Origin of the sequence: Salinisphaera sp. LB1 (genome assembly GCF_003177035.1) — a bacterium.
Taxonomy (GTDB): Bacteria; Pseudomonadota; Gammaproteobacteria; order Nevskiales; family Salinisphaeraceae; genus Salinisphaera.
The window spans coordinates 1,683,139-1,706,558 of record NZ_CP029488.1 but is presented as its reverse complement, the minus strand read 5'-3'; the positions used below and the strand labels follow the sequence as shown (position 1 = coordinate 1,706,558).

The 23,420-nt window shown below is 64.4% G+C and carries 21 protein-coding genes; 5 read left to right on the top strand and 16 right to left on the bottom strand.

Translation table 11 applies throughout. From position 1 onward, the window contains the following. Positions 1-832: 832 nt before the first annotated feature. From hslU to SALB1_RS07640, 8 genes are all read right to left on the bottom strand, one after another. On the bottom strand, positions 833-2,170 hold the full coding sequence (gene hslU / locus SALB1_RS07675) for an ATP-dependent protease ATPase subunit HslU (protein ID WP_109995331.1): 1,338 nt from the start codon (positions 2,168-2,170) through the stop codon (positions 833-835). A gap of 58 nt (positions 2,171-2,228) precedes the next feature. Then, on the bottom strand, positions 2,229-2,771 hold the full coding sequence (hslV, locus tag SALB1_RS07670) for an ATP-dependent protease subunit HslV (protein WP_109995332.1): 543 nt from the start codon (positions 2,769-2,771) through the stop codon (positions 2,229-2,231). 138 nt (positions 2,772-2,909) lie between these two features. Next, complete coding sequence (locus SALB1_RS07665) at positions 2,910-4,022, bottom strand: ABC transporter ATP-binding protein (protein WP_109993333.1); 1,113 nt, start codon at positions 4,020-4,022, stop codon at positions 2,910-2,912. 324 nt (positions 4,023-4,346) lie between these two features. Then, complete coding sequence (locus tag SALB1_RS07660; protein ID WP_109993332.1) at positions 4,347-5,114, bottom strand: SDR family NAD(P)-dependent oxidoreductase; 768 nt, start codon at positions 5,112-5,114, stop codon at positions 4,347-4,349. Positions 5,115-5,447: 333 nt separating this feature from the next. Next, positions 5,448-6,278 (bottom strand): carbohydrate ABC transporter permease, encoded by an 831-nt coding sequence (locus tag SALB1_RS07655; RefSeq protein ID WP_109993331.1) that lies wholly within the window; start codon positions 6,276-6,278, stop codon positions 5,448-5,450. After that, positions 6,275-7,162: a carbohydrate ABC transporter permease gene (locus tag SALB1_RS07650; RefSeq protein ID WP_199678725.1), complete on the bottom strand. Its 888-nt coding sequence runs from the start codon at positions 7,160-7,162 to the stop codon at positions 6,275-6,277. Before SALB1_RS07650 ends, SALB1_RS07655 begins: the two co-directional genes overlap by 4 nt. A gap of 5 nt (positions 7,163-7,167) precedes the next feature. After that, entirely contained in the window at positions 7,168-8,604 is a 1,437-nt protein-coding gene (locus tag SALB1_RS07645) for a substrate-binding domain-containing protein (RefSeq protein WP_109993330.1), read from the bottom strand. A 21-nt stretch (positions 8,605-8,625) separates the two neighbouring features. Continuing rightward, complete coding sequence (locus SALB1_RS07640) at positions 8,626-9,672, bottom strand: NAD(P)-dependent alcohol dehydrogenase (RefSeq protein ID WP_109993329.1); 1,047 nt, start codon at positions 9,670-9,672, stop codon at positions 8,626-8,628. Positions 9,673-9,969: 297 nt separating this feature from the next. Here SALB1_RS07640 and SALB1_RS07635 point away from each other — a divergent pair, with 297 nt between their 5' ends. Next, the gene (locus SALB1_RS07635; protein WP_109993328.1) at positions 9,970-10,929 is read left to right on the top strand and encodes an AraC family transcriptional regulator; all 960 of its coding nucleotides are present in this window, start codon (positions 9,970-9,972) and stop codon (positions 10,927-10,929) included. A 142-nt stretch (positions 10,930-11,071) separates the two neighbouring features. Here SALB1_RS07635 and xerC read toward each other — a convergent pair whose 3' ends face one another. The 4 genes from xerC to SALB1_RS07615 form a co-directional block, all read right to left on the bottom strand. Then, on the bottom strand, positions 11,072-12,010 hold the full coding sequence (gene xerC, locus SALB1_RS07630) for a tyrosine recombinase XerC (protein WP_109993327.1): 939 nt from the start codon (positions 12,008-12,010) through the stop codon (positions 11,072-11,074). A gap of 14 nt (positions 12,011-12,024) precedes the next feature. Continuing rightward, positions 12,025-12,735 (bottom strand): DUF484 family protein, encoded by a 711-nt coding sequence (locus tag SALB1_RS07625; protein ID WP_109993326.1) that lies wholly within the window; start codon positions 12,733-12,735, stop codon positions 12,025-12,027. Between the two features lie 74 nt (positions 12,736-12,809). Then, positions 12,810-13,658, bottom strand: a complete 849-nt coding sequence (gene dapF, locus SALB1_RS07620) for a diaminopimelate epimerase (RefSeq protein ID WP_109995329.1) — start codon at positions 13,656-13,658, stop codon at positions 12,810-12,812. Between the two features lie 18 nt (positions 13,659-13,676). Next, entirely contained in the window at positions 13,677-14,267 is a 591-nt protein-coding gene (locus SALB1_RS07615; protein ID WP_109993325.1) for a copper chaperone PCu(A)C, read from the bottom strand. A gap of 471 nt (positions 14,268-14,738) precedes the next feature. Here SALB1_RS07615 and SALB1_RS07610 point away from each other — a divergent pair, with 471 nt between their 5' ends. After that, the gene (locus tag SALB1_RS07610) at positions 14,739-15,230 is read left to right on the top strand and encodes a Fur family transcriptional regulator (protein WP_109993324.1); all 492 of its coding nucleotides are present in this window, start codon (positions 14,739-14,741) and stop codon (positions 15,228-15,230) included. Positions 15,231-15,352: 122 nt separating this feature from the next. Here the strand turns inward: SALB1_RS07610 and SALB1_RS07605 are convergent, their stop codons facing one another. The 4 genes from SALB1_RS07605 to SALB1_RS07590 all read right to left on the bottom strand — a co-directional run bounded on the left by SALB1_RS07605 (position 15,353) and on the right by SALB1_RS07590 (position 20,369). Continuing rightward, a complete protein-coding gene (locus SALB1_RS07605; RefSeq protein WP_109993323.1) occupies positions 15,353-16,450 on the bottom strand; it encodes a HoxN/HupN/NixA family nickel/cobalt transporter in 1,098 nt (365 codons plus the stop codon). A 51-nt stretch (positions 16,451-16,501) separates the two neighbouring features. After that, positions 16,502-17,863 carry an N-acetylmuramoyl-L-alanine amidase gene (locus SALB1_RS07600; RefSeq protein WP_145961275.1) on the bottom strand — a complete coding sequence of 454 codons (1,362 nt, stop codon included), beginning with the start codon at positions 17,861-17,863 and terminating at the stop codon, positions 16,502-16,504. Between the two features lie 167 nt (positions 17,864-18,030). Next, positions 18,031-19,752 (bottom strand): nickel/cobalt transporter, encoded by a 1,722-nt coding sequence (locus SALB1_RS07595; RefSeq protein WP_158590668.1) that lies wholly within the window; start codon positions 19,750-19,752, stop codon positions 18,031-18,033. Positions 19,753-19,778: 26 nt separating this feature from the next. Continuing rightward, complete coding sequence (locus tag SALB1_RS07590) at positions 19,779-20,369, bottom strand: hypothetical protein (RefSeq protein WP_109993320.1); 591 nt, start codon at positions 20,367-20,369, stop codon at positions 19,779-19,781. 361 nt (positions 20,370-20,730) lie between these two features. Between SALB1_RS07590 and SALB1_RS07585 the strand changes: the two genes are divergently transcribed. The 3 genes from SALB1_RS07585 to SALB1_RS07575 are packed head-to-tail and all read left to right on the top strand — an operon-like array spanning position 20,731 to position 23,359. Next, positions 20,731-21,636: a metal ABC transporter solute-binding protein, Zn/Mn family gene (locus SALB1_RS07585; RefSeq protein WP_109993319.1), complete on the top strand. Its 906-nt coding sequence runs from the start codon at positions 20,731-20,733 to the stop codon at positions 21,634-21,636. Further along, the gene (locus SALB1_RS07580) at positions 21,633-22,493 is read left to right on the top strand and encodes a metal ABC transporter ATP-binding protein (RefSeq protein ID WP_109993318.1); all 861 of its coding nucleotides are present in this window, start codon (positions 21,633-21,635) and stop codon (positions 22,491-22,493) included. The genes SALB1_RS07585 and SALB1_RS07580 overlap by 4 nt, the downstream gene beginning before the upstream one ends. Then, on the top strand, positions 22,490-23,359 hold the full coding sequence (locus SALB1_RS07575; RefSeq protein WP_109993317.1) for a metal ABC transporter permease: 870 nt from the start codon (positions 22,490-22,492) through the stop codon (positions 23,357-23,359). Before SALB1_RS07580 ends, SALB1_RS07575 begins: the two co-directional genes overlap by 4 nt. Positions 23,360-23,420 lie beyond the last annotated feature (61 nt).

Sequence of the window (23,420 nt, the reverse complement as noted above, 5' to 3'; positions counted from 1 at the left end):
TCGGTCGTGGGGCGATCATGATCCGCGTGTGGGGGTGTTGGAAGCAACCACGCTTTGCGATGTTTGCTGGGGTTTGCGTGCAGGGTTGGATGGGCTCGGTGCCGAGCCACGACTCTGGTGGTTCTCGGTGCTTGGGGTTTCGCACTGATGTGCGACTCCCTTTCGTTTGCTTGTCCAAACGAAAGGAAGCAAAGGAAAAGACACCCTACCTTGCGCCGATGCTACGCATCGGTGCCCTGCGCGGCTCCGGCCCGCAAGAGGGACAGCCGCGAAACTCGCGCTGCTACGCAGCATTCAGACACACGGCTGTCTTTTTCCTCTTGCGGCCTCCACTGCTCGGCGCTGCGCTCAAGGGACCCCGAATACAGACACGGCGCGCGAGGTAACGGAGTTGGTGTTTGTATTACGCCCCGTCTGAGGCGACGGAGACGCGCAGCGGCGACGGGTGTCCGGCGCACTGCGCCGGTGCGGCAAGCTGTCTGAGGACGGCCAAAGCCGCCCAAGTTTTTGCCGCATCCCGTCGACGCGAGCATCGGAGTGCACCGGCGCAGCCGGCGCCGATGCGGATGCTCTTTTCTTGATTCCTTCTTTTGAGCAAGCAAAAGAAGGGACTCGCACATCAGTGCGAAACCAAACTTCGACCAGCCTCGTGGCTCGAAGCATCCCGCCGGGCGTCGGACAAAACTGCTCGGGAAGATTCGTGCATCAGCGCGAAACGCCAAGCCGGTCGTACGACTGGCCCGCCCACGTATCGTGAGCCACAAAAAAGCCGGAGCAGGCATCCTGCTCCGGCTGGTTCGAGCCGCAAAGCGCCCGACCGCCGACCTGTCGACTACAGAATATAGCGCGACAGGTCTTCGTCTGCAGCAAGATCCTTCAACTTGCTGTCGACATAGGCGGCGTCGACGGTGAGTGTCTCGCCGGACTTGTCCGGCCCTTCGAAGGAGATTTCCTCCATCAGGCGTTCCATGATGGTGTGCAGACGCCGGGCGCCGATGTTCTCGGTGCCTTCGTTGACATTGAACGCCATCTCGGCGATGCGCTTCACGCCGTCGTCGGTGAAGGCGATGGTGACACCCTCGGTATTCATGAGCGCGATGTACTGCTCGGTGAGCGAGCAATGCGGCTCGGTGAGGATGCGCACGAAATCCTCGGCCTTGAGCGCATCGAGCTCGACGCGGATCGGCAGACGCCCCTGCAGCTCGGGGATCAGGTCCGACGGCTTGGCCACGTGGAACGCGCCCGAGGCGATGAACAGGATGTGATCGGTGCGGACCATGCCGTACTTGGTCGACACGGTGGAGCCTTCCACCAGCGGGAGCAGGTCGCGCTGTACGCCTTCGCGGGAGACATCGCCGCCCGAGCCGCCGCCGGCGTCCGAGCGCTTGCAGACCTTGTCGATCTCGTCGAGGAAGACGATGCCGTTGTTCTCGACTTCGTGGATGGCCTGGGTCTTGATCTGCTCTTCGTCGACCAGTTTGGCGGCTTCTTCGTCGACCAGCTGACGGTACGCATCCTTGATCCTGATCTTGGAGCGCTTGGTCTTGTTCTGCCCGCCCATGTTCTGGAACATCGACTGCAGCTGGCTGGTCATCTCTTCCATGCCGGGCGGCGCCATGATCTCGACGCTGGGCTGGCTCTGGCGCAATTCCAGCTCGATCTCCTTGTCGTCGATCTTGCCTTCGCGCAGACGCTTGCGGAACACCTCGCGGGTGGCCGTGGATTCGGTGGCCTTGGAGGAGTCGTCCCACTCGTTGTGCTTGGGCTGGGGCAGCAGTGCGTCGAGAATGCGCTCCTCGGCCGCGAGTTCGGCGTCGTTATGCACGCGCTTCTTGGCTTCCTCGCGCGACATTTTCATGCCGACTTCGACCAGATCCTTGATGATCGAATCGACTTCCTTGCCGACATAGCCCACCTCGGTGAACTTGGTGGCCTCGACCTTGGTGAACGGCGCCTTGGCCAACTTGGCCAGACGACGCGCGATCTCGGTCTTGCCGACGCCGGTCGGCCCGATCATGAGGATGTTCTTGGGCGTAATTTCGCCGCGGATGGCGTCGTCGAGCTGCATGCGCCGCCAGCGGTTGCGCAGGGCGATGGCGACCGAGCGCTTGGCATCGGCCTGGCCGATGATGTGCCGATCGAGTTCGGCGACGATCTCGCGCGGCGTCATCTGCGAACGCGGCAGTGCGCGCTGCGAGTCTTCGGCTTCGATGGCTTGGGGGGCGGTATCACTCATAGTCGAGCACCTCGACGGTGATGTGGTGGTTGGTATAAATGCAGGTATCCGCGGCGATATGCATCGCCTTTTCGGCAATCTCGGACGCGGGCATGTCGGTATTCTCGATCAGGGCGCGGGCCGCGGCCTGGGCATAGGAGCCGCCGGAGCCGATCGCCATGCAGCCGTATTCCGGCTCCATCACGTCGCCATTGCCGGAGAGCATGAGCGTGGCGGTCTTGTCGGCCACCAGCAGCAACGCCTCCAGCCGGCGCAGGGCACGGTCGGTGCGCCAGTCCTTGGCCATGTCGACGGCGGATTTCACGAGCTGGCCGTTGTGCTGCGACAGCTTGCCCTCGAAGCGCTCGAACAGCGTGAACGCATCGGCGGTACCGCCGGCGAAACCCGCCAGAACCTGCTCGTCGTAGAGGCGGCGCACCTTGCGGGCGTTGCCCTTGAACATGGTGTCGCCCATCGAGACCTGCCCATCGCCGGCGACGGCCACCTGGCCCTCGCGGCGCACGGAAAGAATCGTTGTGCCGTCGAATTGCTTCACCGGGTCACCCCGCATTGTGTCACGTGATCAACGTTGTGGGGCCAGGCGCGACCCGATTCAAGCACGGGCAGCAGCGCGCCGGTTCGGAAACGGTTCAGCCAGCAGCGAAACCGCGTTTATCGGCAATGAATGGCCAACCTACGCGGCGCGGTCGTGCTGGCTGTTGTCGATGCCGATGAGCGCGGTGCCGGATTCCGGGTCGAACAGGTACAGTTTGTCGGCCGCGCAGGTCAGCGTGACCTCGTCGCCCATGGCCACCTGCTGGTGCGGTTCGATCTGGGCGGTGAGCGTGCTCTCGCCCACCTTCACCTGGATCATGGTGAGCGAGCCCAGCGGCTCGACCACTTCCACGGCGCCGAACAGCCGGCAGGCACGATCGTCGCCGGTCGCCAGATGCAGATGCTCGGGCCGGATGCCGACGCGGACGCGGCCCCGCCCTTCCACGAGCCGGCGGCGTTCCTCGTCCAGCGCCAGACCGTAATCCTGGCCGCTGACGCGGTTGTCGCTGATGTTGGCATCGAGGAAATTCATCGACGGCGTGCCGATGAAGCCGGCCACGAACTCGTTCGACGGGTGCTGGTAGAGATTGTTGGGGCTATCGATCTGCTGGACGATGCCGTCCTTCATCACCGCGATCCGTTGACCCATGGTCATGGCTTCGGTTTGGTCGTGGGTGACATAGAAGGTGGTCACGCCGAGCTTGCGGTGCAGTTTGACGATCTCGGCGCGCATGTCGACGCGCAGCTTGGCGTCGAGATTGGACAACGGCTCGTCCATCAGGAACACCTGCGGCTGGCGCACGATGGCCCGGCCGAGGGCGACACGCTGGCGCTGGCCGCCGGACAGGGCCCGAGGTTTGCGATCCAGCAGGCTGGTGATGCCCAGTACCTCGGCCGCGTCGTCGACGCGTTTCTTGATGTCGGCCTTGTCGTATTTCTTGAGCTTGAGGGAGAATGCCATGTTGTCGCGCACGGTCATGTGCGGATACAGGGCATAGCTCTGGAACACCATGGCGATGTCGCGATCCTTGGGCGCCACGCCGGTGACATCGCGATCGCCGATCTTGATTTCGCCTTCGGTGTGCTCTTCCAGCCCGGCGATCATGCGCATGGTCGTGGTCTTGCCACAGCCCGACGGGCCCACAAGGACGACGAATTCGCCGTCTTCGGTGACGAGGTTGAAGTCCTTCACCGCCAGGTCGTCCGAGCCCGGGTAACGCTTGCCGACTTGGTTGAGTTCTACGACTGCCATGGGTCTTTCCTCTGAAACTATTTCTATCCGCAGATCAGCACAGACCGGCGAATGAATACAGACGTTTTATCCGCAGATTTCACAGATATACGCAGATTAAGCGCGGAAGGCGCTGCAGAACCAGAGGCATCGCTGCCGTCGCGATCACCGCAAGCCCTATCCGCAAACCAAAATCGAACCCTTCCAATCTTTTTGTCTTCAATCTGTGTCATCTGCGTAATCTGCGGATGAATGCCTTTCTATCTGTATTCGATCTGCGTGAATCTGCGTCGATCTGCGGACAAGCCTTCTTCTTCGCTCGCCCCGTGTCCTCGGTTTGGCGGCCTACCAAAGCGTATAGCCCCCATCGATCTTGAGGATCGAGCCGGTCATGAAGCTGGAGGCCTCGCTGGCGAGATACACGATGGATGGTCCCAGTTCTTCCGGCGTGGCGGCGCGCTGCATGGGCGCATCGTCGATCCAGTAGGGCTTGAACTTCGGATTGTCGACCTCGGCCATCTCGGTACGGACATAACCCGGCGCGATGGCATTCACACGGATGCCGCTCGGCGCCCATTCGGCCGCCAAAGACTTGGTGAGCTGGTGCACGGCGGCCTTGGAGGCGTTGTAGGCCGGCTGCATCTGCGGGCGGTTGACGATCTCGGCCGAGATCGAACCCACGTTGATGATGTTGCCCGAGCCACGCTCGGCCATGCGCCGGCCCACCGCCTGGCAACAGTTCCACAACCCGTGCACGTTCACATCGAAGATCTGGCGCCAGCCTTCGGGCGTGACCTCCAGCGCCGGCTTGTGCTCACAGGTGCCCGCGTTGTTGACGAAGATATCGATCGGGCCGAACGCGGACTCGATCGAATCGAGCATCGGCTCGATGGCGTCCACGTCGGTCACGTCGGCGCCCACGGACATGGCCTTGCCGCCGGCCTCGCGGATGGCCGCGGCCACATTCTCGGCCTTGTCCACCCGCCGGGCGACGATGGCCACCGCCGCCCCCGCCTCGGCCAGCGCATGGGCGAGCGCTTCGCCAATCCCGCCGTTGCCGCCGGTGACGACGGCAACCTTGCCGGTCAGATCGAATTTCGACATCACTGTCATGAATTGCTCCTCGTGCGGGCTTTTCCGCTTCTATTTTTCCAGTCCGCAAATAAACGCGCATGGGCGCAAATTAAAGCGAAGACCTTGTCCGCAGATCGACGCAGATGCAAGCAGATTGGCGCGGAAAGGACTGCTGCATGCGAGTCGTTGCCCCCAATCGCGGCCAGGATTGTTTTCAATGGCACATCCGAAATCCAAATAACAAAACTATCTGTCTTGAATCTGCGAAATCTGTGCAATCTGCGGATAGATGCCTTCTGTCTGTATTTACTGTCCTCATTTGCGTTAATTCGCGTTCATTTGCGGACTCTCGAACGAACACTACACAACAACCTACTTCACCGCGCCGAGCGTCAGCCCGGTAACGAGCCAGCGTTTGACCAGCAGGCCGAATACGGCCATTGGGCAGACAACGACGGTGCCGATGGCCAGCAGCTTGCCCCAGTCGATGCCGGTCTGCGTGAGCAGCTGGGCGGCGGCGATGGGAATGGTCTGCGTGCCCGGGCCGGCGAAGGTGGCGGCGAACGCATAATCGTTCCAGGCAAAGATGAAACACAGGATGGTGGTAGTGGCGATGCCGGGTTTCATCAGCGGCAGGGCGACGTGCCAGAACACCTGCCATTTGGTGGCGCCGTCGATGCGGGCGGCCTCTTCCAGGTCGCGCGGCAGGTCGTCGAAGAAGGCCGTCATCAACCAGATTGCGAACGGCAGGTTGAAGCTGAGATACGCCACGATCAGGCCGCTGTAGCTATCCAGCATGTGCAGATAACGGAACATCAGATACAACGGCACGATCACCGCCGCGATCGGCGCCATGCGTGTGCTGATGATCCAGAACGCCAGATGATCCTTGCCGCGAATCTGGATGCGCGACAGGCCATAGCCCGCGGTCGCGCCCAGCACCACCGCGATGAACGTGGACACGCCGGTGGCGATCAGGCTGTTGACGACGTTGTGCCAGAGATTGTTGCCGCCCGAGAACAGCGCCCCGTAGTGCGCCAGCGTGGGCGCAAAGAACAGCTCCGGCGGATAGGCCGTGATCGCGTTGTTGGGTTTGAACGACGACAGCACCATCCAGGCGATGGGCACCAGCGTCCAGACCAGCATGAGCGCAATCAATACCCAGCGGAAGAGCGTGCTGAGCGGATGGCCCCGGGTATTCATGCCACAGCCTCGTTGCGTTTGAGCACGCGCACGAACACGGTCGCGATGACGATCGAGAACACGAGCATGGTCAGGCCCACGGCCGAGGCATAGCCCAGATCGAAGAAACGAAAGGCGATGTCGTACAGCCGGATGGGGATGATCTTGGTCGAATCCGCCGGCCCGCCGTTGGTGGTGATGAAGATGATCGCGAAGAAACGGATCGCGTCCATCGCGCGGATCAGCAGGGCCACCAGCAGAATCGGCAGGATCGACGGCAGGATGATCGACACCAGCTTGTGCCGATAACTGGCGCCATCGACCTCAGCCGCCTCGATAATATCCGTCGGCACGGCCGTGAGCCCGGCCAGCACGATGAGCGCGACCAGCGGCGACCATTCCCAGATATCCAGCGCAATCACCGCCGCCAGAGCGGGCCCGACCGAGCCCAGGATATTGCCGTCGTACAGCCCGGTGGCGGACAGAAACCACGAGTACAGTCCGAAGCTCGGATCCAGCAGAAAACGCCCGAGCAGGCCGACGATGATCGGCGCGATGAACATCGGAATCAGCACCAGCGACAGCACGATGTTGCGGGCCTTGATCAGGCTGTGGATAAGCAGTGCCATCACCGTGCCGACGATCATCTCCGCGCCCACCGTAGCCGCGAAATAGATCACGCTCAGGATCCAGCTCGAGCCGATGTCCGGATCGCTGAACAGATGCTTCCAGTTGGCCAGCCCGATGAAGTCGAACGACAGCCCGCCGATGAGCCCGACCTTGCTCAGGCTCATCCAGATCATGGTGAACAACGGAATGAACGAGATCGCCGCGAGCAGGAGCAGAGCTGGCGACATCATCGCCAGCTCGAAGCCCTGCCCGCCGCGGCGCGCCTTAGCTGCCATGGTCGTTACGCGCCCGTCGCCGAGTCGACCTTGTGCTTGGCCGACTTCATGGTCTGCTCGGGCGACTGCTGACCAGCCAGCATCTTGGACAACTCGGTGAACACGGCCGTATCCGCCTGGTTCCACGACGGAATCTTGGGCCGCAGGCCAATATGGTCGCTGTCCCAGGCCACCTGCATGGTATCGGCCGTGAGCATGTTGGGCATGTCGGTCGGCGGATGGCTGGCCTTTTTCACCTCGGGCATGTTGTAGACCGAAGTGCGGGTCGGCGTGCCGCCGCCTTGCTTGCTCTTGAGGCCGGCCAGCTGGGTCTGCGGCGAGGTGGCCCAGACCACGAACAGCCAGGCCGCGGTCTTCTGCTTGCCGGTGGCGTTGCCGTTGATACCGATACCGGTGCCGCCATACAGGTTGGCGCTGCGCGCGGGGCCCGTGGGCAGCGGCGCATAACCGACCTTGCCCTTGAGCTTGCCGGATTCCAGCGAGCCGGCGAACTCGTGCCATTCCGGCATCATCGCGAAGCGATCGTTCTCGAAGGCATTGGCTACGCCGGTCCAGTCCCAGCTCGTGCTGCCCGGATCGGCGATCTTGAGCAACTTCTGGTAGAACTGGGCGGCCTGGATCGCGGCCGGCTGATCCAGCGTGCACGGGCCCGGCTTGGCCGTACCGAGCAGGCCGACCTGGTCACCATTGTGGAAATACTCGCCGCCGTAGGCCATCAGCACGTTGGAGAAATCGCACATCAGCGAGTCGTACTGCTTGGCCTGGTGGCCGGTGCCGTACTTCACTTCCTTGACGTGATCGCCATTGAACCACTTCGCGATCTGGTAGTACTGCTCCCAGGTGATCTTGTCGGACGGCGTCGGGTCGAAGCCGAGATCCTGTTGCATCTGGTCGTGGTACTTGTCGAACAAGTCCTTGCGATAGATCCAGATCATGGTCGGGCAATCGTAGGGCAGCGCATACAGCGCCTTGCGATTGCCGAAATAGCCCGCCGCGCCAAGCTGGGTCGGGATGAAGTCGCCGAGCCCCTTGGGCACGGCCGGCAGCCCATGCTTGCCGTTGAGCGTGTTCAGATCCATCAGGCCCTGGTGATAGGGCGCAACCACCTGATACGGGTCGGCATAGATCACGTCGTAGGCGCTGCGGCCGGAGCCGAAGTCCAGTGCCACCTTCTTGACCAGATCGCCAAGCTCAAGCTGGGTGATCTTGACGTCTATGCCAGTCAGTTTCTTGAACGGCTCCAGGTTGGCCGCGATCGCGGTGGTCGGCGGCGTGTTCTCGGAGATGAACTGAATGGTCGTGCCGCTGGCCTGTTTCCAGGTCTTGTCGTCGGCCATGGTCTGGGCCAGCGCAGTACGCAACGACCCCGCGCCCAGCGTGGTCAGGGCGGCCGCGCCGCCCAGGCCCTTGAGAATGTCGCGGCGTGAGTGATGAGTGGTCATGGTCCGGCCTCCTTGTGTGTTCTATTTATCCAGCAGGATCTGCAGCTTCACGTCGCTCGGCTCGCCGCGGGCGGCGCGCTCGAAGGCGGCGACGCTGTCGGCGAAGTCGAACGTTTCCGAAATCAATGGCTTAAGATCGATCTTGCCCGAGGCGATCAGGGCGATCGTGCGGTCGTAGACGTTGGCGTAGCGAAACACCGTCTCGATCGAGATTTCCTTGGCCTGGGCGGCGACGATGTCGAAGGTCACCGGCTCTACCGGCATGCCCACCAGTACCAGCGTGCCCGCCGGGCGCACTGATGCCAGCGCATCATCGTAGACCTTCGGGCTGCCGCTGGCCTCGAACACGACGTCGGCACCCCAGTCGGCGCCGCAGCGCGCGGCGACCTTGTCGGTCAGCGACTCGCGCGCGACGTTCACAGTCGTGATGCCGTCATAGCCGGCCGCGATCTCGAGCTTTTCGTCGACCAGATCGGAGACGATCACTTCACTGGCCCCGCCGGCCAACGCCGACAACGCGACCATCAGCCCGATCGGCCCGGCGCCGGTGACGACACAGACATCGCCCGGCGTCATGCGCGCCTTGACGGTGGCCTGCATACCGATCGCCAACGGCTCGACCATCGCGCCCTCGGCGAACGACACGTTGTCCGGCAACTTGTAGGTGAAGGCCGCAGGATGCACCACTTCCGGCGTCAGGCAGCCATGGATCGGCGGCGTGGCCCAGAAACGCACCGCCGGATCGACGTTGTAGACCCCGAGCTTGGCGGCGCGGGAGGTCATGTCCGGAATACCCGGCTCCATGCACACCCGGTCGCCCACCGCCAGGTCGGTGACCGCCGAGCCCACTTCGGTGATGGTGCCGGAGGCCTCGTGGCCCAGCACCATCGGCTCGTTGACCACGAACGGACCGATGCGGCCGTGGGTGTAATAGTGGACATCGCTGCCGCAGATACCGACGGTATGCACGTGCACGCGCACGTCATGCGCGCCGAGCTCCGCCGGCAGGTCAATCTCTCGCAGGGACAATTCGTGCTGTCGTTCCAGCACCAGCGCCTGGGCTTGCATTGCGCCTCCTCAATTCCTGGCCGCGTACGGCTTAAGTTACCGTCGACGCTACGGCTGCACCCGGCGAGCGGACTAGACCGGATTTTTCGCCCGATCTGTACTTTTTTTCACGACCTGAACCCCTGCTCGCTGATAATCCTGCAAGAATGCATAGTTACCGACATCGTCCGGGTTTGGAAAAATGCTTGATACAGCAATCAGTACGACTAAAGCAGGACGCGAAATCAGGCTCTGGTCGGCCGCACCGCCGGCCGCGGATCGACCAGCCGGCTTATTGCGCGGCGTAACAGGCGCGATATGAGCGGCCCCTACCCCCGGCCCGGCGAACTGGGCGAGCCGGTCTACGAGAACATTGCCCACGATCCGCGCCACAGCTTTTACTGGCATACCCACGGGTTTCCCTCGCCGCTGGCGAAATGGAATTTCCACCCCGAGTACGAGCTGCACCTGATCCGGCATTCCTACGGCCACTACATGGTGGGGGACTACGCCGGCCGGTTCGGGCCGGGCAACCTGGTGCTGGTGGGGCCCAACCTGCCGCACGCCTGGTTCAGCGACCTGCTGCAAGACGACGACGTCATCGAGCAGCGCGACGTGGTGTTGCAGTTTCGCGGCGAATGGTTGGAATCGTTGATGCGCCTGTGCCCGGAACTACGCCGGGTGGAACGGCTGATACAGGACACTGGCCGCGGCGTGCTGTTCACCGGCGCCGATGCCCAGGACGCCGCGAGCCGACTGGAAGCCATGGGCCACCAGGACGATGTGGCACGTGTCTCCACGCTGATCGAGCTGCTGGGCCGGCTGGCGCGCAACGACTATCGGCTGCTGACCAGCCCGGATTATCACCTGCGGCATGCCGGCGTGCGCTCGGAGCAGGTGGACGCAATCCTTCAGCACATCCATCGCCACTTCAATCGCCATATCAGCATGACAGCGGTGGCGCGCTGGCAGGGCATGACGCCCTCGACCTTCTCGCGCTTCTTCAAGCAGGCCACGGGCGATACGTTCGTTGCCTTCGTGCGCCGGCTCCGGATCGACCACGCCTGCCGATTGCTGCTGGATTCGCGCTATTCGGTGGCCGATGTCTGCTTCATGGCCGGCTACAGCAATCTGTCGAACTTCAATCGCCACTTCCGGCGCCTGACCGGCACCACGCCGCGTGAATACCGGCAATCGCTGGCCGAGGACGCCGCCGCCCATGCGGCCGAACCCGGGCGGCGCGCCGCCACGCGTCGAGCCGCGTCACACGGTCTGTAAACGGATTCTCCGCAGATGGACGCAGATCTACGCAGATGCGATGAACGCAGACTTTGTTGGAGAACGTGGCCCATAAGCAGGCTGCATCCAAAAGACACTGCGCGAGAGCGTGTCGTCAGGCAATACGCCTTCGCATCACGCCCTAATCCTCTGCTTCGCCATGCGCCCGCGGATGGGCGGCATCGTAGATGCGCGCCAGATGCGAGAAATCCAGATGGGTGTAGATCTGTGTGGTGGAGATATTGGCGTGGCCGAGCAGTTCCTGCACTGCGCGCAGATCGGCCGAGGATTCCAGCATGTGGGTGGCAAAGGAATGACGCAGTTTGTGCGGATGCAGATGCACCGGCAGGCCGTGGCTGATCGCCCAGCGCTCCATCCGCGCCGCCACGCTGGAACGCGACAGCCGGCTGCCGCGACGCGAGACGAACAACGCCGTTTCGCCGGGCGCGGCCAGATTGGCGCGCTCGCTGAGCCAGTGTTTCAGTGCCGCCGCAGCCCGTGAGCCGACCGGTACCGTGCGCTGGCGATTGCCCTTGCCGATCACGCGCGCCTCACCGGCCGCGAGATCGAGATCGGTCACGTCCAGCCCCACGGCCTCGGCCAAGCGAATGCCGGCGGTATAGAACAATTCCAGTAGAGCGTGATCGCGCACTTCGAGCGTATCGCCCGGCGTGGCATCGAGCATGGCCGCGAGATCGTCGACATCGATGGTTTCCGGCAGGCGCGCCGGTTTTTTCGGCGCCCGCACATCGGCCGCCGGGTTGGTCTCGGACAGTCCCTGGCGCATGCGCCAGACATAGAAGCTGCGCACGGCCGAGGCCAGCCGCGCCAGGCTGGTGGGCTTGGCGCCGCCACGATGGCGCGCGGCCAGCAGGTCGCGCATGTCGGCCGGCGTGACCCGGCGCCAGTCGTCGATGCCGCGGCCGGACAGAAAATCCCCGGCCGCCGCCAGATCGCGGGCATAACCGGCCACCGTATGCGCCGAGGCCCGGCGGATGTGTCGCAGGTGATCGAGATAATCCGCGATCGCGCGCTCCAACGCCTCGCGTTTCGATGTGCTCGTGTCGCCACTAGCGGCCATGGCGCGACGACCGATCAGGGCAACACGTCGGTGCCGAGCAGACGACGCAGCGTGGCCGTGAGCAGGTCGCCGAACAATTCCACGAACAGCGTGCCCATATCGGCGGTGAAGCGTTTCGGATCGGCACTGGCGAGCACGATCGCGCCGTGTATGCCGTGCTGGCCCAGCGGGATCATCGCAGCGCTGGTCATCAGCGCATCGTCGTCGCTGGCGAACAACGCCTTGGATTGAGTCGCGCTCAATTCGCCGCAGATCGGCTTGCCCCGACGAAATACATTGGTCAGCGCCCGGCTGGCGTCGGCGTCATCCTCCAGCGGCTGGATACTGTCGACGGTCGTCGGCAGCGTGCCCTGAATGCCGACATAAACGCGGTCCACGGCCAGATGATCGCCCAGGCAACGCGTGAGCGACTCGATCATGGGATCGACCTCGACCGCACCGGCCATGATCCGGGCCACGCGATTGAGCTGGACCACGCGCTCCTCGTTGCTCTGGGCGGCGGCCAGCAGCTCCTCGAAGCGCGACTGGATCCTGGCGTTGGTATCGCGCAGTACGCGCACCTGGCGCTCGATCAGCGAGACGGCGCTACCCGAGGCATGCGGCACATCCATGGCCTCGAAGGCCTCGGGATGCCGGCGCAGAAAATCCGGGTGCGCGGCGAGATAGGCCGCCACCTCGGATTCGTCGAGATCAATCGATACAGGCTGTTTTTCGGCTTCGTTCATGGCAGGCGATCTTTTCGGTGGCTGTCACCGGCGAGGCAACAAACGCGCCATGGACGGCGACAGCGGTTCAGGGCTCATCGCCCCTGATCAGACGATACCAGTTTCCCCTCGAAAACGCGTTCCGCCGGCCCGATGAGAACCGCCGGCGCATCGGCGCTTTCCCAGCGTATACGCGCACTGCCGCCCGGCAGATCCACTCGCACGTCGGCGTCAAGGTCGCCGGCGGCAATGCCCGTGACCACCGCCGCGGCCGCCCCGCTGCCACAGGCGAGCGTCTCACCGGCGCCGCGCTCGAATACGCGCAGACGGATGTGATCGCGCGCCACGATTTCACAGAAACCCACATTCACACGCTCGGGGAACGCGGGGTGGCGCTCCAGCGCCGGACCGATGCGCTCGACCTCGGCGCTCGCCACGTCGGGCACACGAAGAACCGCGTGCGGATTGCCCAGCGATACCGCGGCAAACGTCACCGATTGCCCGGCCACGTCGTCCAGCCGGTAACTCGGCGCGCGATCGAAACCGGTCAGTGGAATACGCGCGGGCTCGAACTCGGGCACACCGAGCGCGACCGCGAACAGGTCGTCGTCCAGTGCTTCCAGCGTCATCCGGCCGTCGCGGATATCGACCACGATGCGGCGCTTGTCGGTCAGCCCGGCCTCGCGCACGTAGCGCACGAAACAGCGCGCGCCGTTGCCGCACTGGCCGGATTCGCTGCCGTCCGAATTGAGAATGCGGTAGGCGAAATCCGCTTCCGCGCTGCGCGGCGGCTCGACGATCAGGATCTGATCGCAACCGATGCCGAAGCGGCGGTCGGCGATACGCCGGGCGGTCGCCTGGTCGAGCGCGATCGGCGCGGTCGTGGCGTCGAGCACCACGAAGTCGTTACCGAGCCCGTGCATCTTGGTGAAGGCCAATGCCATGGCTTGCATCCGTCGCGATCAGTTCGCAGTCTTGGAGTCGTCAGTCGCCCCGGCGCCGCCGCCGTCGCGCCCGTCCTTAATCACCTGCTGGCGATCGGCGGCATCCTCACTATCGCCCGCGGCCGGCAGATTGCCGTGCCGGTCGCGCACCGTCGCCGTGGTGGTCAGCTTGGCATGCTGGCTGCCGCATATCACGCTCAGCTTGATGTGGTCGCCCGCGCTATAGGCCCGGCTCGGCGAGTAGAGTGCGACCTCGCGCTCGCCCGGCCTGAATGCCATCTCGGCGCCGCCTTGCACCGTGAACGGCGCCAGCGGCTGGGCGCCGCCATTGGCATTGTTCGCGGACTGCGCGGCCGCCGCCTTGTTCTGGAAAATCGCCCGATCGAAGGCATTGCTGGCCGCGCCGTTCACGGTGACGGGCGCCGACCCGTCGTTACGCAGGGTGAAATAGCCGAGCATCTCGCGCGAACCGGCATGCGCGGGTGTGACCCAGGCATCGTGAATAGCGAGCTGGCCACAGTCCGACGCCGCGCCGGACTGCCCGCAGCCGGCCAGAGCGCCGGCCAGTCCGGCCGCCGCCAGCAGAGAAAGAATCGACGAATACCGCATGCGCTGCGCTCCCGTGTGGTGCTCGCGGTGCCGATGGCGCCAATCGACCCATGCTCTTGTCAAACGCGTATTTTACCGCCAAATATCTAGGGCCTGTTGCCGTTTCGTGCGAGCACCGCGTTGGAGACCGCAAATCGTGTCCGGCAAGGCGCGAGTCGCCGCGTCGTGGCGTGCCACGACCCAGACTCGCAACGCCGCAGGGCGCGATTTGCGGCCCAACCCTTCGGGACAAGCGCTGTTTTGCGGCAATCCAGCGTTGTAGCTCTCTCGCGTAGAACGACTACGCCACATTCGCTACGCCTCGTCTTGCCGCAAAACAGCGCTTGGCGCGGACTCGGACGAAACGGCAACAGGCCCTAGACGACGCAGAGTCGCTGTATCGGGCCGACGGACACCGCCGGGCCGCGCGGCGCTCGCCAGGGTCGCATGTTCGCGCGACAATGCTTGCCAACAATCTCGGTCGGATCATCCATGACCCAGACGGCACCAAACATAGCGTTCGGCCACCGCGGCCACGATCACGAAGCCTGCATCGCCGACGCCCTGAACCGGGCCGAGGCGGTCTGCGCCGAACGCGGGCTGCGCCTGACCGCGATCCGGCGCCGCGTGCTGGAACTGATCTGGGTCAATCACCAGCCGACCAAGGCCTACGACGTACTCGCCCAGATCAACACAGAACGCGGCAATGCCGCGCCGCCGACCGTGTATCGCGCCCTGGATTTCCTGCTCGACGCCGGCCTGATCCACAAGATCGAATCGCAGAACGCGTTCATCGGCTGTGGCATCGATCACGACCGCCATCCGCCGAAGTTCTTCATCTGCCGCGAATGCGGGCGCGCGGCCGAGATCCAGAGCACCGACATCGACGACGCCATTGCCAACGAGGCGAAGCGGAGCGGGTTCATCGTCGATCATCAGACCATCGAAGTCGATGGTCTCTGCGCGAACTGCGCGGGCCGCTAAAACTCGCTTGGGAGGCCCGGCAAGCACACCGGCCCATGGTTTCTCTCGGCACCCGACTTACGCTGCTGACGATCGACGCCGCGCGCCCATTCGTTATGGCGCACCCGGGCCATGACGCAGCCTCAGGGCTCCGAAAAGGAGCCGTCACCGGTCGATGGGGCGGTAGGGTAATCGCGCCCCGGCCGGCCGAATTTCCAGAGCGACAGAGACGCCAGCCAGGCCAGCATGAACAGGCCGACAATCACGAAGCCGGCATCGCCGAAATTCAGATCGGCAATCGTGCTGAAGATCCCACCCTTCAGACCCAGCGTGCCGACCAGCACCTGCGATAGCTCGATGGTGCCGATGACCAACGCCACGACCACCGACAGCAACGTGGTCGTCGCGTTGTAGAACACCTTGCGAACCGGGTTGATGAAAGCCCAGCGATAGGCCTTCGTCATCAGCACGCTGTCGGTGGTATCCAGCAGCGTCATGCCGGCCGCGAACAGGATCGGCAGCGAAAGCACCGCCGGCCAGGGTAACGAGCCGCTGGCAGCGCCAGCCGTCATGGCCAGCAAACTGACTTCGGTCGCGGTATCCAATCCCAGGCCGAACAGGAAACCGAGCGGATACATTTGCCAGCCGTACTTGATGCCCTGCAGATACCGCTGCCCAAGCAGTCGGTTGATCAGGCCTCGCCGGGCGAGCATGGCCTCGAGGTCGTCGTGGCTGTGGTTGCCATGCCGGGCCCGGCCCCAGATCTGGAGCAGTTCCAGCAGCACGAGCAGGTTGAGTATGCCGATGACCCAGAGAAAGATACCGGACACCGAGGCCCCGAATACCCCGCCGATATGCTCGATCCGCGGATACTGCGTGAACGCGGAGGCCGTGCAGGCCAGCAGGACAGCGACTCCGAAGACCACGGTCGAATGCCCGAGCGAAAAGAAGAACCCGATGCTGAGCGGGCTTCGTCGCCTGGCCAGCACCGAACGCACGGTATTGTCGATTGCTGCAATGTGGTCGGCATCGAAGGCATGGCGCAAGCCGAACAGATAGGCCGTCAGCCCAAGCCCGACCAGCGCCGGATATTGCCGCACATAGCCGAGATAGAGCCCCCATCCGACGACATGAAGCAGCCCGATGAAGCCGTACAGGCCGGATAGCCGCACCCACTCGGACGTCGTGAACGGCTGCGCGGCGGTCGAAGCGAATGATCGGCGGTCACTTGCAGTCGGCATGACCCAACACGTGCTCCCCGCTCGCCCTGGCCCGGCGAACGCTCAATCTAATTAATGGCTGTGCGGCAGTTGTAGTTTCTGCCCCGCCTGAAGCGTCTTCGAATGCAGATGGTTGATATCCATGATCGCGTTTTCGGACACGCCCTGGCGCGAGGCGATCTCGGACAGGGTATCCCCCGGCTTGACGGTGTACGTCGAGCCGCCGGTTGCCCGCATTTTCTCGGGCGGATGGTCGTGGAAATACTTCACGATGCCCTTGTACATGGCATCGGCCAGCTCGTTGCGGAAATGGCGGGTTGCCATGAGTTTGGCCTGATGCGGATTGGACAGGAACGCGGTTTCACACAGCACCGAAGGCACCATCGGGTCGCGCAACACCGCGAAATTGGCCCGCGGCGGCTTATGCCGATAGATCGGCTCGATCTGGGCAAACTGGTGAATGATATTCTGCGCCACATCGTCGGCATCCTCGATCGAGGCATTCTGGAACAGATCGGTCAGGACCGCATTGAGCGTCGGGTCCCCGGAAAAATGCACGCCCGCCAGACTGCGATCGCGCGTGTTTTCGAAATGCGCCAGCTGGGCCGTCTTGGCGTCGGTCGCGCCGTGCTCGGACAGCATGTAGCAAGTCCCGCCCTTGACCGATCGATCATTGGGATACGCATTGGCATGGATGGACACGAACAAGTTGGCGTGATGTTCCTGCGCGATGCGCACCCGTTGGCGGAGGGTGACGAACGTGTCGTTGTGGCGCGTGAGTATCGGATGTATGCGTTGCGTCTGCTTGAGCCGCTCATACAGCCGCTTGGCGATGGCCAGATTGACCGTCTTTTCCTTCAGACCGTTGCCGGCTCGCGTGCCCGGATCATGACCACCGTGGCCCGGATCGATCACGACCACGATGCTGTCGTTGCTGGCCTCGGCACGATAGACGGCGTTCGGGCGGCGCGACGCGGCATGGCTACGGTCGGGTTTCGATGTCGAGGATGCCGAGCCGTCCTGATCCGACGAAGACGAGGCGCCACGGGCGGCTGAAGCACCGCCGTGTATCGAGGCGATCACATCGTCGCCGCGCACATGGACGTTATCAAGCTGCGCCTTGCCGCCCAGATCGAGCACGGCGCGCAGGGTCCCGTCCGCATGGCGCGCCAGGCGCAGGCGGTGCACGGCACCGCCGGAAACGCTGTTGATGTCGCCGGCCCGTGTATCGTCGAAATCGATGACCGCACGTGCGGGATTCGCGAGCGAAAACCAGTGATATTTCGGCACGCTGTCGAAGTGGAAATGCACGCTGACGCCGCTGGCCTGCGAGTCGAGGCGCACCGATTCGAGCGTGGTACTGGCCGCGTATGCCGCGGCACTCGTGAGCATCAGGCCCAACGCCAATCCCCAACTGCACCATCGTGCCGCCATCAACCTGCCTTCATCCTGCGCTTTCAAGCCAAAGCACAGAGCTTAAACCAATCAACCGAGTGCACGACTAACTCCCCGGCGACCGAAGCCGTACCGAAACCCGCGCGCTGCCCGAGGCGCCATGCCACGGCGACCGGCATGCGATCTTTGCAACAACCCCAGGCGCTTCAGAAGCCCGCCTCGAGCGCGGCCAACACGGCATAGCACATGAAACAGCCGACCAATACGATCAAGCCGGCACTCAACACCGGCAAGATTCGCAGGAACCGGCCCTGACGCGATGATCGCCGGTCCAGAAACCGACGCGCGTAGAGAAACAGCAGCCCTACGGCCGTGAGCATCGCCGCCAGCCCGACGCTGAAGGCGAGCACGAGAACCATGCCATAGGCCGTGCGATGCACGGCGATGGCGGCCAGCAGTAACACCAGCGCCGACGGGCAGGGCACGAGTCCGCCGGAGATGCCGAGCGCCAGCAGGCTCTTCCAGGTGACCCGTTCGCCGTCGGCGCCGGGCGGCCGGTGCGAATGCCAGCCACCGCCGTGGCGATGCCAGAGTACGCCGCTCGCATCCACATGGTCGTGGCTGTGGCTGTGGCTGTGGCTGTGGCTGTGGTCGTGGTCGTGGTCGTGGTCGTGACGATGCGCCAGGCTCGTTGCGCCTGTCGGCTGGAAGCGATAGACCGCGCCCGGCGGGACGGCGTCCGGGACTTCGACGTTCCGGGCCTGTCGGCGCCAGTCGCGAATCCGTGCGATCAACAGCACGACGCCAATGATCACCACCATGAGGGCCGAGACGAGGCTCAGAACCGGAAAAAGCCGCTCCGGCACAATGTACTGCGATGCCACAAGCGTGGCCGCGCCCAACATGAACACGCCGGCCGTGTGGGTGACGGTCACCGTCAATCCGAGGAACGCGGCATGCCGCGGCGTACCGCGGGTCCCCACCAGATACGCACCGACCACCGTCTTGCCGTGGCCCGGCGACAGGGCATGTGCCGCCCCCAGCAGCGCCGCGAACAACAGCGCCAGCAAGGCCAGTCCGGGCCCGGCCTGACCCGCGGGCGAGATCAGGTGCGTCAGCTGGCGCGTCGCACGCTGAAACCAGCCCCCCGATGATCCGGCCGTGACGTCGGTCGAGGGCGACCAGGCGCCGAACATGACATGACGACCGAGCCAGCCCCACCAGCTCGCCCCATCGCCATGACGGGCCGACGGGTTCGCGTGATGTGCGTGATTGGGGCCGAGCGGCACCGAGCCGGCCGGCGGCGGGCCCTGGGTGAAGGCCAGATGTACGCTTCGCTGGTCCAGCGGGCCGCCGGGCGGCAAATGGCCCGGGTTTTCCCGCAGTGCATGGGTAAGCGATCGGCTGGCGGCATTGGTATCGAATATCGACACGCCGGCGCCGGATCGAACGACGATTTCCTTCCAGCCGTTGCGGCCGCCGTAATTGGTGTTGGCACAGCGCAGATGATGAATCCCCTGGCCCGTCGCCGCCGGCAGGGACGCCGTGTAATAGGCGTCGAAGCGCAGCGAGAATCCGCTGTCGTCGGACGGCAGGCCGGTGTGCCACGACACCAGATGCCACGGCAGCCGCCGGCCATCGACCTGCAGCCGCAGGTGGCGGGCGAACCGGGGCGACATTTTCTTCAGGTACGCGCTGCGCTCGCTCTCGGACGTCACCCCGTCGTGATTGGTATCGGCCCCGTGCAGCGCCTTGAGCGCCGGAATCTGGCCCATCACCACCACGTAATGCGCGGTCACCCGATGCTTGTCCACATGCAGCGCCACGAACTGATTGATCGTGTAATTCCCCAACAAACTCACGACCGTATCGGCGCGCGCCCGGTGCGCCGGACACAGTACCGCCAGCAGCACGAGGGGCAGACACACGGCGCACCGCGCCAACCGGCGCCACGTCATTCCGGCCCTCCCGACCCGGCCGGCAGATGCAGGCGGACCCGCTTGTTGGCGGCGGACAGAAGCGCGGTGTCGGTGCGGCCCCGGTCGTGGAACACCAACAGGCCGGTATGGCTCGGGTCCGAAGCGACAAACAACCGGTATTCCACCGACAGGATGTCCGGTTTTGCGGCACGACAGACCACCCGGAACAGCAGCACCATGTATTCCTCGGCGCCGCTTCGGTTGGCCTCCTCGACCTGCTCCGGCCGGATGGCGCAAGCGTTGTGCCCATCACTGAAGCGCAGGTGGGCATAAGCGTATTGCGCCAGCTTCGGAAAATGCGGTTTCAATTCGTCGAACGTGACGTCGCCGTCGCCATTGGCGTCCAAGTGGAACACGGAGTTCAGATCGCGCACGGAAATATCCCACTCGCCATGAAAGACATGCGCATCGCCGGGATCGGCGCGGATGCTGAGATAACTGGTGTCGAAATGGGGCGCACGCGCCGCCGTCAGCCAACGGATGCCGATCACGGCCAGGGGGCACAGGAACAAGGCAGCGAGCGCGATCCACAGCGCGAGTCGTGTTGTGCGGCGGAGCCGCCTCATCGCGGCGCGACCTCGGGGCAAAGTTCGCACCGGCCGGATAATCCGTACTTACCGGCGGCGCGCAGCCACGGGTCGCGCTCACGCCGGGGCGGCGCCTGGATCAGTGAAGCCAAAGTTGCCGGCACCCCATGAACGGCGGAACCCCTGCCACAGCATAACGGGCCGTGCACGATCGACGATTCGCGACGGCGGTTCGAGCCCACAGCGTATCGCAAACCCGCCCGCCCGATCGCAACGCGACGGCAGACGCCAGCGGCGTGCGGACGCGTCACGCCCACACGTCCTCAAAGCATGGCGAAGTGCTTGTTGCGATCATTTGATTGTTATAATATAACGTACTTATCATTATCCGGCGATAATCATGACTCACCCTGCAACCGCCCGGCCCGCATTGCGATGGCTCATCCTGCTCGCCTGCGCCCTGTCGGCGCCGGCCGCGTTCGCAGCCCCCGTCAACGTCGTGGCCGCGGAAAGCAGTTACGGCAGTATCGCCAAGACAGTCGGCGGCTCGCACGTGAAGGTGACCTCGCTGCTCGACAGCCCCAGCGTCAATCCGCACCAGTTCGAGGCGAATCCGCGCATCGGGCGTCAACTGAGCCAGGCCGATCTCGTGGTCATGAATGGTCTGGGTTTCGACGGCTGGATGGAGCCGCTGCTGTCCGGCACATCGAACCCGAAGCGTCAGGTCGTGCGCGCGGCCGATGCCGCCAGCGGCATTGTGAGCCCGGACAAGAACGAGCATCTGTTCTATTCGCCGCAGGCGGTGCTGGCCACCGCCAGCCAGGTCGCGGCGACGCTGGCGCGAATCGACCCGGATCACGCGGCGGATTATCGCCAGGGCCTCGATCGGTTCCAGGCGCAGATGCTGCCGGTCTACGACGCCGTCCAGACGCTGATCGCCGCGCACCCGAACCTCACCGTGACCGCGACTGTGCCGGTTTACAACTACATGCTGGCGTTGCTCGGTTATCACGAACTCTATCGCAAGATTCAGTACGCCTCGGAGGAAAACAGCCAGCCCAGCGCCCGGCAGGTCAAGACCTTCATCCAGGCGCTGCAGCAACACAAGGTCGATCTGCTGATCTATAACGAGCAAGTGCACAACCGGCTGACCGATCAGGAAGTCAAGACGGCTCGCGCCAGCGGTGTGCCCACCGTGGGCGTGAGCGCCATTCCGCTGCACGGCGAGGATTACGCCCGGTGGCAAATCGAACAGCTCAAGGCGATCAAGCAGGCGCTCGACCAGGCAGCGGCCCGATCCTCATGACCGACACGAGCCCCATCAATACCGCGGACAGCGTGGTTTCCGTGCAGGATCTGGCCGCCGGCAAGGCCGGCGAGCCGGCTTTTTCGGGCCTCGACTTCGATCTTGCCCCGGCCAGCTTCACGGCACTGGCCGGCCCCAACGGCTGTGGCAAGACCACGCTGTTCGAAACCCTGTTGGGGCTGGTGCCGCCGATCGCCGGCCATGTTCGGGTGCTGGGCCGCGCACCGCGGGAGGCACGGCGCGGCGTGGCCTATGTGCCACAAAGCACGCGCCTGACACACGACGGCCAGTTCAGTGGCCGGGAATTCGTGGCCGCGGCCTACGCCAGTCATCGCTGGGGCCCGACCTGGCGCTGGCGCGACGCCGCGCGCGCGGTCAATGCGGCGCTTGCGCTGGTCGACGGCCAGGCATTGGCCGATCGCCGCCTGAACAGCCTGTCCGGCGGACAGCGCCAGCGATTGATGATCGCGCAGGCTCTGGTCAATTCGCCGCGCCTGCTATTCATGGATGAGCCGCTGGCGCAACTCGATCCGGGCGCCCAGGCGCAGGTGGTGGCCCTGGCCGAGCGGCTGCGCCAGGAGCTGGGACTGGCCGTGCTGTTTTCGACCCACGACGTCAATCCGATTGCCGATGTGGCCGACCGGGTGCTCTATCTGGCCGGGGGCCGGGGCCATATCGGCGCCATCGACGAAGTCGTCACCGAGGCCGGGCTTAGCCGGCTCTACGGCGTGCCCATGCACGTCGTGCGCGATCGCGGCCGGTTGTTCGTGATGCGCGACGAAGCCCCGGGCGCCAACTGCGCAAGCCTCGACTGCGACTGCGCGCCGGTCGACGAGCGACAGCGCAAACAAGCATGAACTGGCCGGTTTTTCTCGACATGGCGTTCATGCGTCACGCGTTTGCCGCCGGCACCTGCGTGGCGATCGCGGGCTCGGCGATCGGTTACTTCGTGGTCCTGCGCCGGCAGGCATTCGCCGCCCATGCGCTGGCCAACGTCGGCTTCGCCGGCGCCGCAGGCGCCTCGTTGATCGGCGCCGATCCGATGCTGGGGCTGTTCGTGTTCGTCTTCGGTGCCGCCGCGGTCATGCATCTGGGCGGCACCGAACTGGGCGAGCGCGACGTGTCCGTCGGCATGATTCTCATGTTCTCGCTCGGGCTCGGCATTCTGTTCGTCAATCTATACAGCGCGAACGCGAACGCGGCGATCGGTATTCTCTTCGGCAGCCTGTACGGCGTAAACGCAACCCAGCTGGCGATCACCGCCGGCGTGTCGCTGGCCGTCGTGGGCGCGCTGGCGGTGCTGTTCCGCCCGTTGCGCTTTGCCAGCCTCAACCCCGACTCGGCGCGCGCCCGCGGCATCCCGGTCGCCCTGATCGGTCTGCTGTTTCTCCTGCTGCTGGCTGCCATGGCCGCCGTCACCGTGCCGGTGATCGGCGCGCTGCTCAGTTTTGCCATCTTCGTTGGCCCGGCCGCGGCGGCCCAGGCGTGGACGAAACGCGTGGCCAGCGGCCTCGCCCTGACCGTGGTGCTGTCCCTGGCCGAAACCTGGAGCGGTATCGTTGCGTCCTATTACATCAACCTGCCGGCCTCGTCGGCGATTGCAGGCAGCAGCTTCGCCGTTTACGCCCTGGCCTGGTTGACCACGCGCTCACCCCGGTTAGCGCGCGTCGCAGGCGGGCGAACCATAGGCGCAGCACGCTCCGCGGTTCCCGATCGGCATTAGGTCAGGTCGCCGCGATGGCGCCGGCGGCTGTGCGGCAGCACTCTGGAACCGATATTGTCCT

Bases quoted from the DNA above. Each gene is read 5' to 3' on its own strand.
- hslU (WP_109995331.1), bottom strand. From the start codon at position 2,170: ATGACGCCGCGCGAGATCGTCGCCGAACTCGATCGGCACATCATCGGC.
- SALB1_RS07665 (WP_109993333.1), bottom strand. From the start codon at position 4,022: ATGGCAGTCGTAGAACTCAACCAAGTCGGCAAGCGTTACCCGGGCTCG.
- SALB1_RS07660 (WP_109993332.1), bottom strand. From the start codon at position 5,114: ATGACAGTGATGTCGAAATTCGATCTGACCGGCAAGGTTGCCGTCGTC.
- SALB1_RS07655 (WP_109993331.1), bottom strand. From the start codon at position 6,278: ATGAATACCCGGGGCCATCCGCTCAGCACGCTCTTCCGCTGGGTATTG.
- SALB1_RS07650 (WP_199678725.1), bottom strand. From the start codon at position 7,162: ATGGCAGCTAAGGCGCGCCGCGGCGGGCAGGGCTTCGAGCTGGCGATG.
- SALB1_RS07645 (WP_109993330.1), bottom strand. From the start codon at position 8,604: ATGACCACTCATCACTCACGCCGCGACATTCTCAAGGGCCTGGGCGGC.
- SALB1_RS07640 (WP_109993329.1), bottom strand. From the start codon at position 9,672: ATGCAAGCCCAGGCGCTGGTGCTGGAACGACAGCACGAATTGTCCCTG.
- SALB1_RS07635 (WP_109993328.1), top strand. From the start codon at position 9,970: ATGAGCGGCCCCTACCCCCGGCCCGGCGAACTGGGCGAGCCGGTCTAC.
- xerC (WP_109993327.1), bottom strand. From the start codon at position 12,010: ATGGCCGCTAGTGGCGACACGAGCACATCGAAACGCGAGGCGTTGGAG.
- SALB1_RS07625 (WP_109993326.1), bottom strand. From the start codon at position 12,735: ATGAACGAAGCCGAAAAACAGCCTGTATCGATTGATCTCGACGAATCC.
- dapF (WP_109995329.1), bottom strand. From the start codon at position 13,658: ATGGCATTGGCCTTCACCAAGATGCACGGGCTCGGTAACGACTTCGTG.
- SALB1_RS07615 (WP_109993325.1), bottom strand. From the start codon at position 14,267: ATGCGGTATTCGTCGATTCTTTCTCTGCTGGCGGCGGCCGGACTGGCC.
- SALB1_RS07610 (WP_109993324.1), top strand. From the start codon at position 14,739: ATGACCCAGACGGCACCAAACATAGCGTTCGGCCACCGCGGCCACGAT.
- SALB1_RS07605 (WP_109993323.1), bottom strand. From the start codon at position 16,450: ATGCCGACTGCAAGTGACCGCCGATCATTCGCTTCGACCGCCGCGCAG.
- SALB1_RS07600 (WP_145961275.1), bottom strand. From the start codon at position 17,863: ATGGCGGCACGATGGTGCAGTTGGGGATTGGCGTTGGGCCTGATGCTC.
- SALB1_RS07590 (WP_109993320.1), bottom strand. From the start codon at position 20,369: ATGAGGCGGCTCCGCCGCACAACACGACTCGCGCTGTGGATCGCGCTC.
- SALB1_RS07585 (WP_109993319.1), top strand. From the start codon at position 20,731: ATGACTCACCCTGCAACCGCCCGGCCCGCATTGCGATGGCTCATCCTG.
- SALB1_RS07580 (WP_109993318.1), top strand. From the start codon at position 21,633: ATGACCGACACGAGCCCCATCAATACCGCGGACAGCGTGGTTTCCGTG.
- SALB1_RS07575 (WP_109993317.1), top strand. From the start codon at position 22,490: ATGAACTGGCCGGTTTTTCTCGACATGGCGTTCATGCGTCACGCGTTT.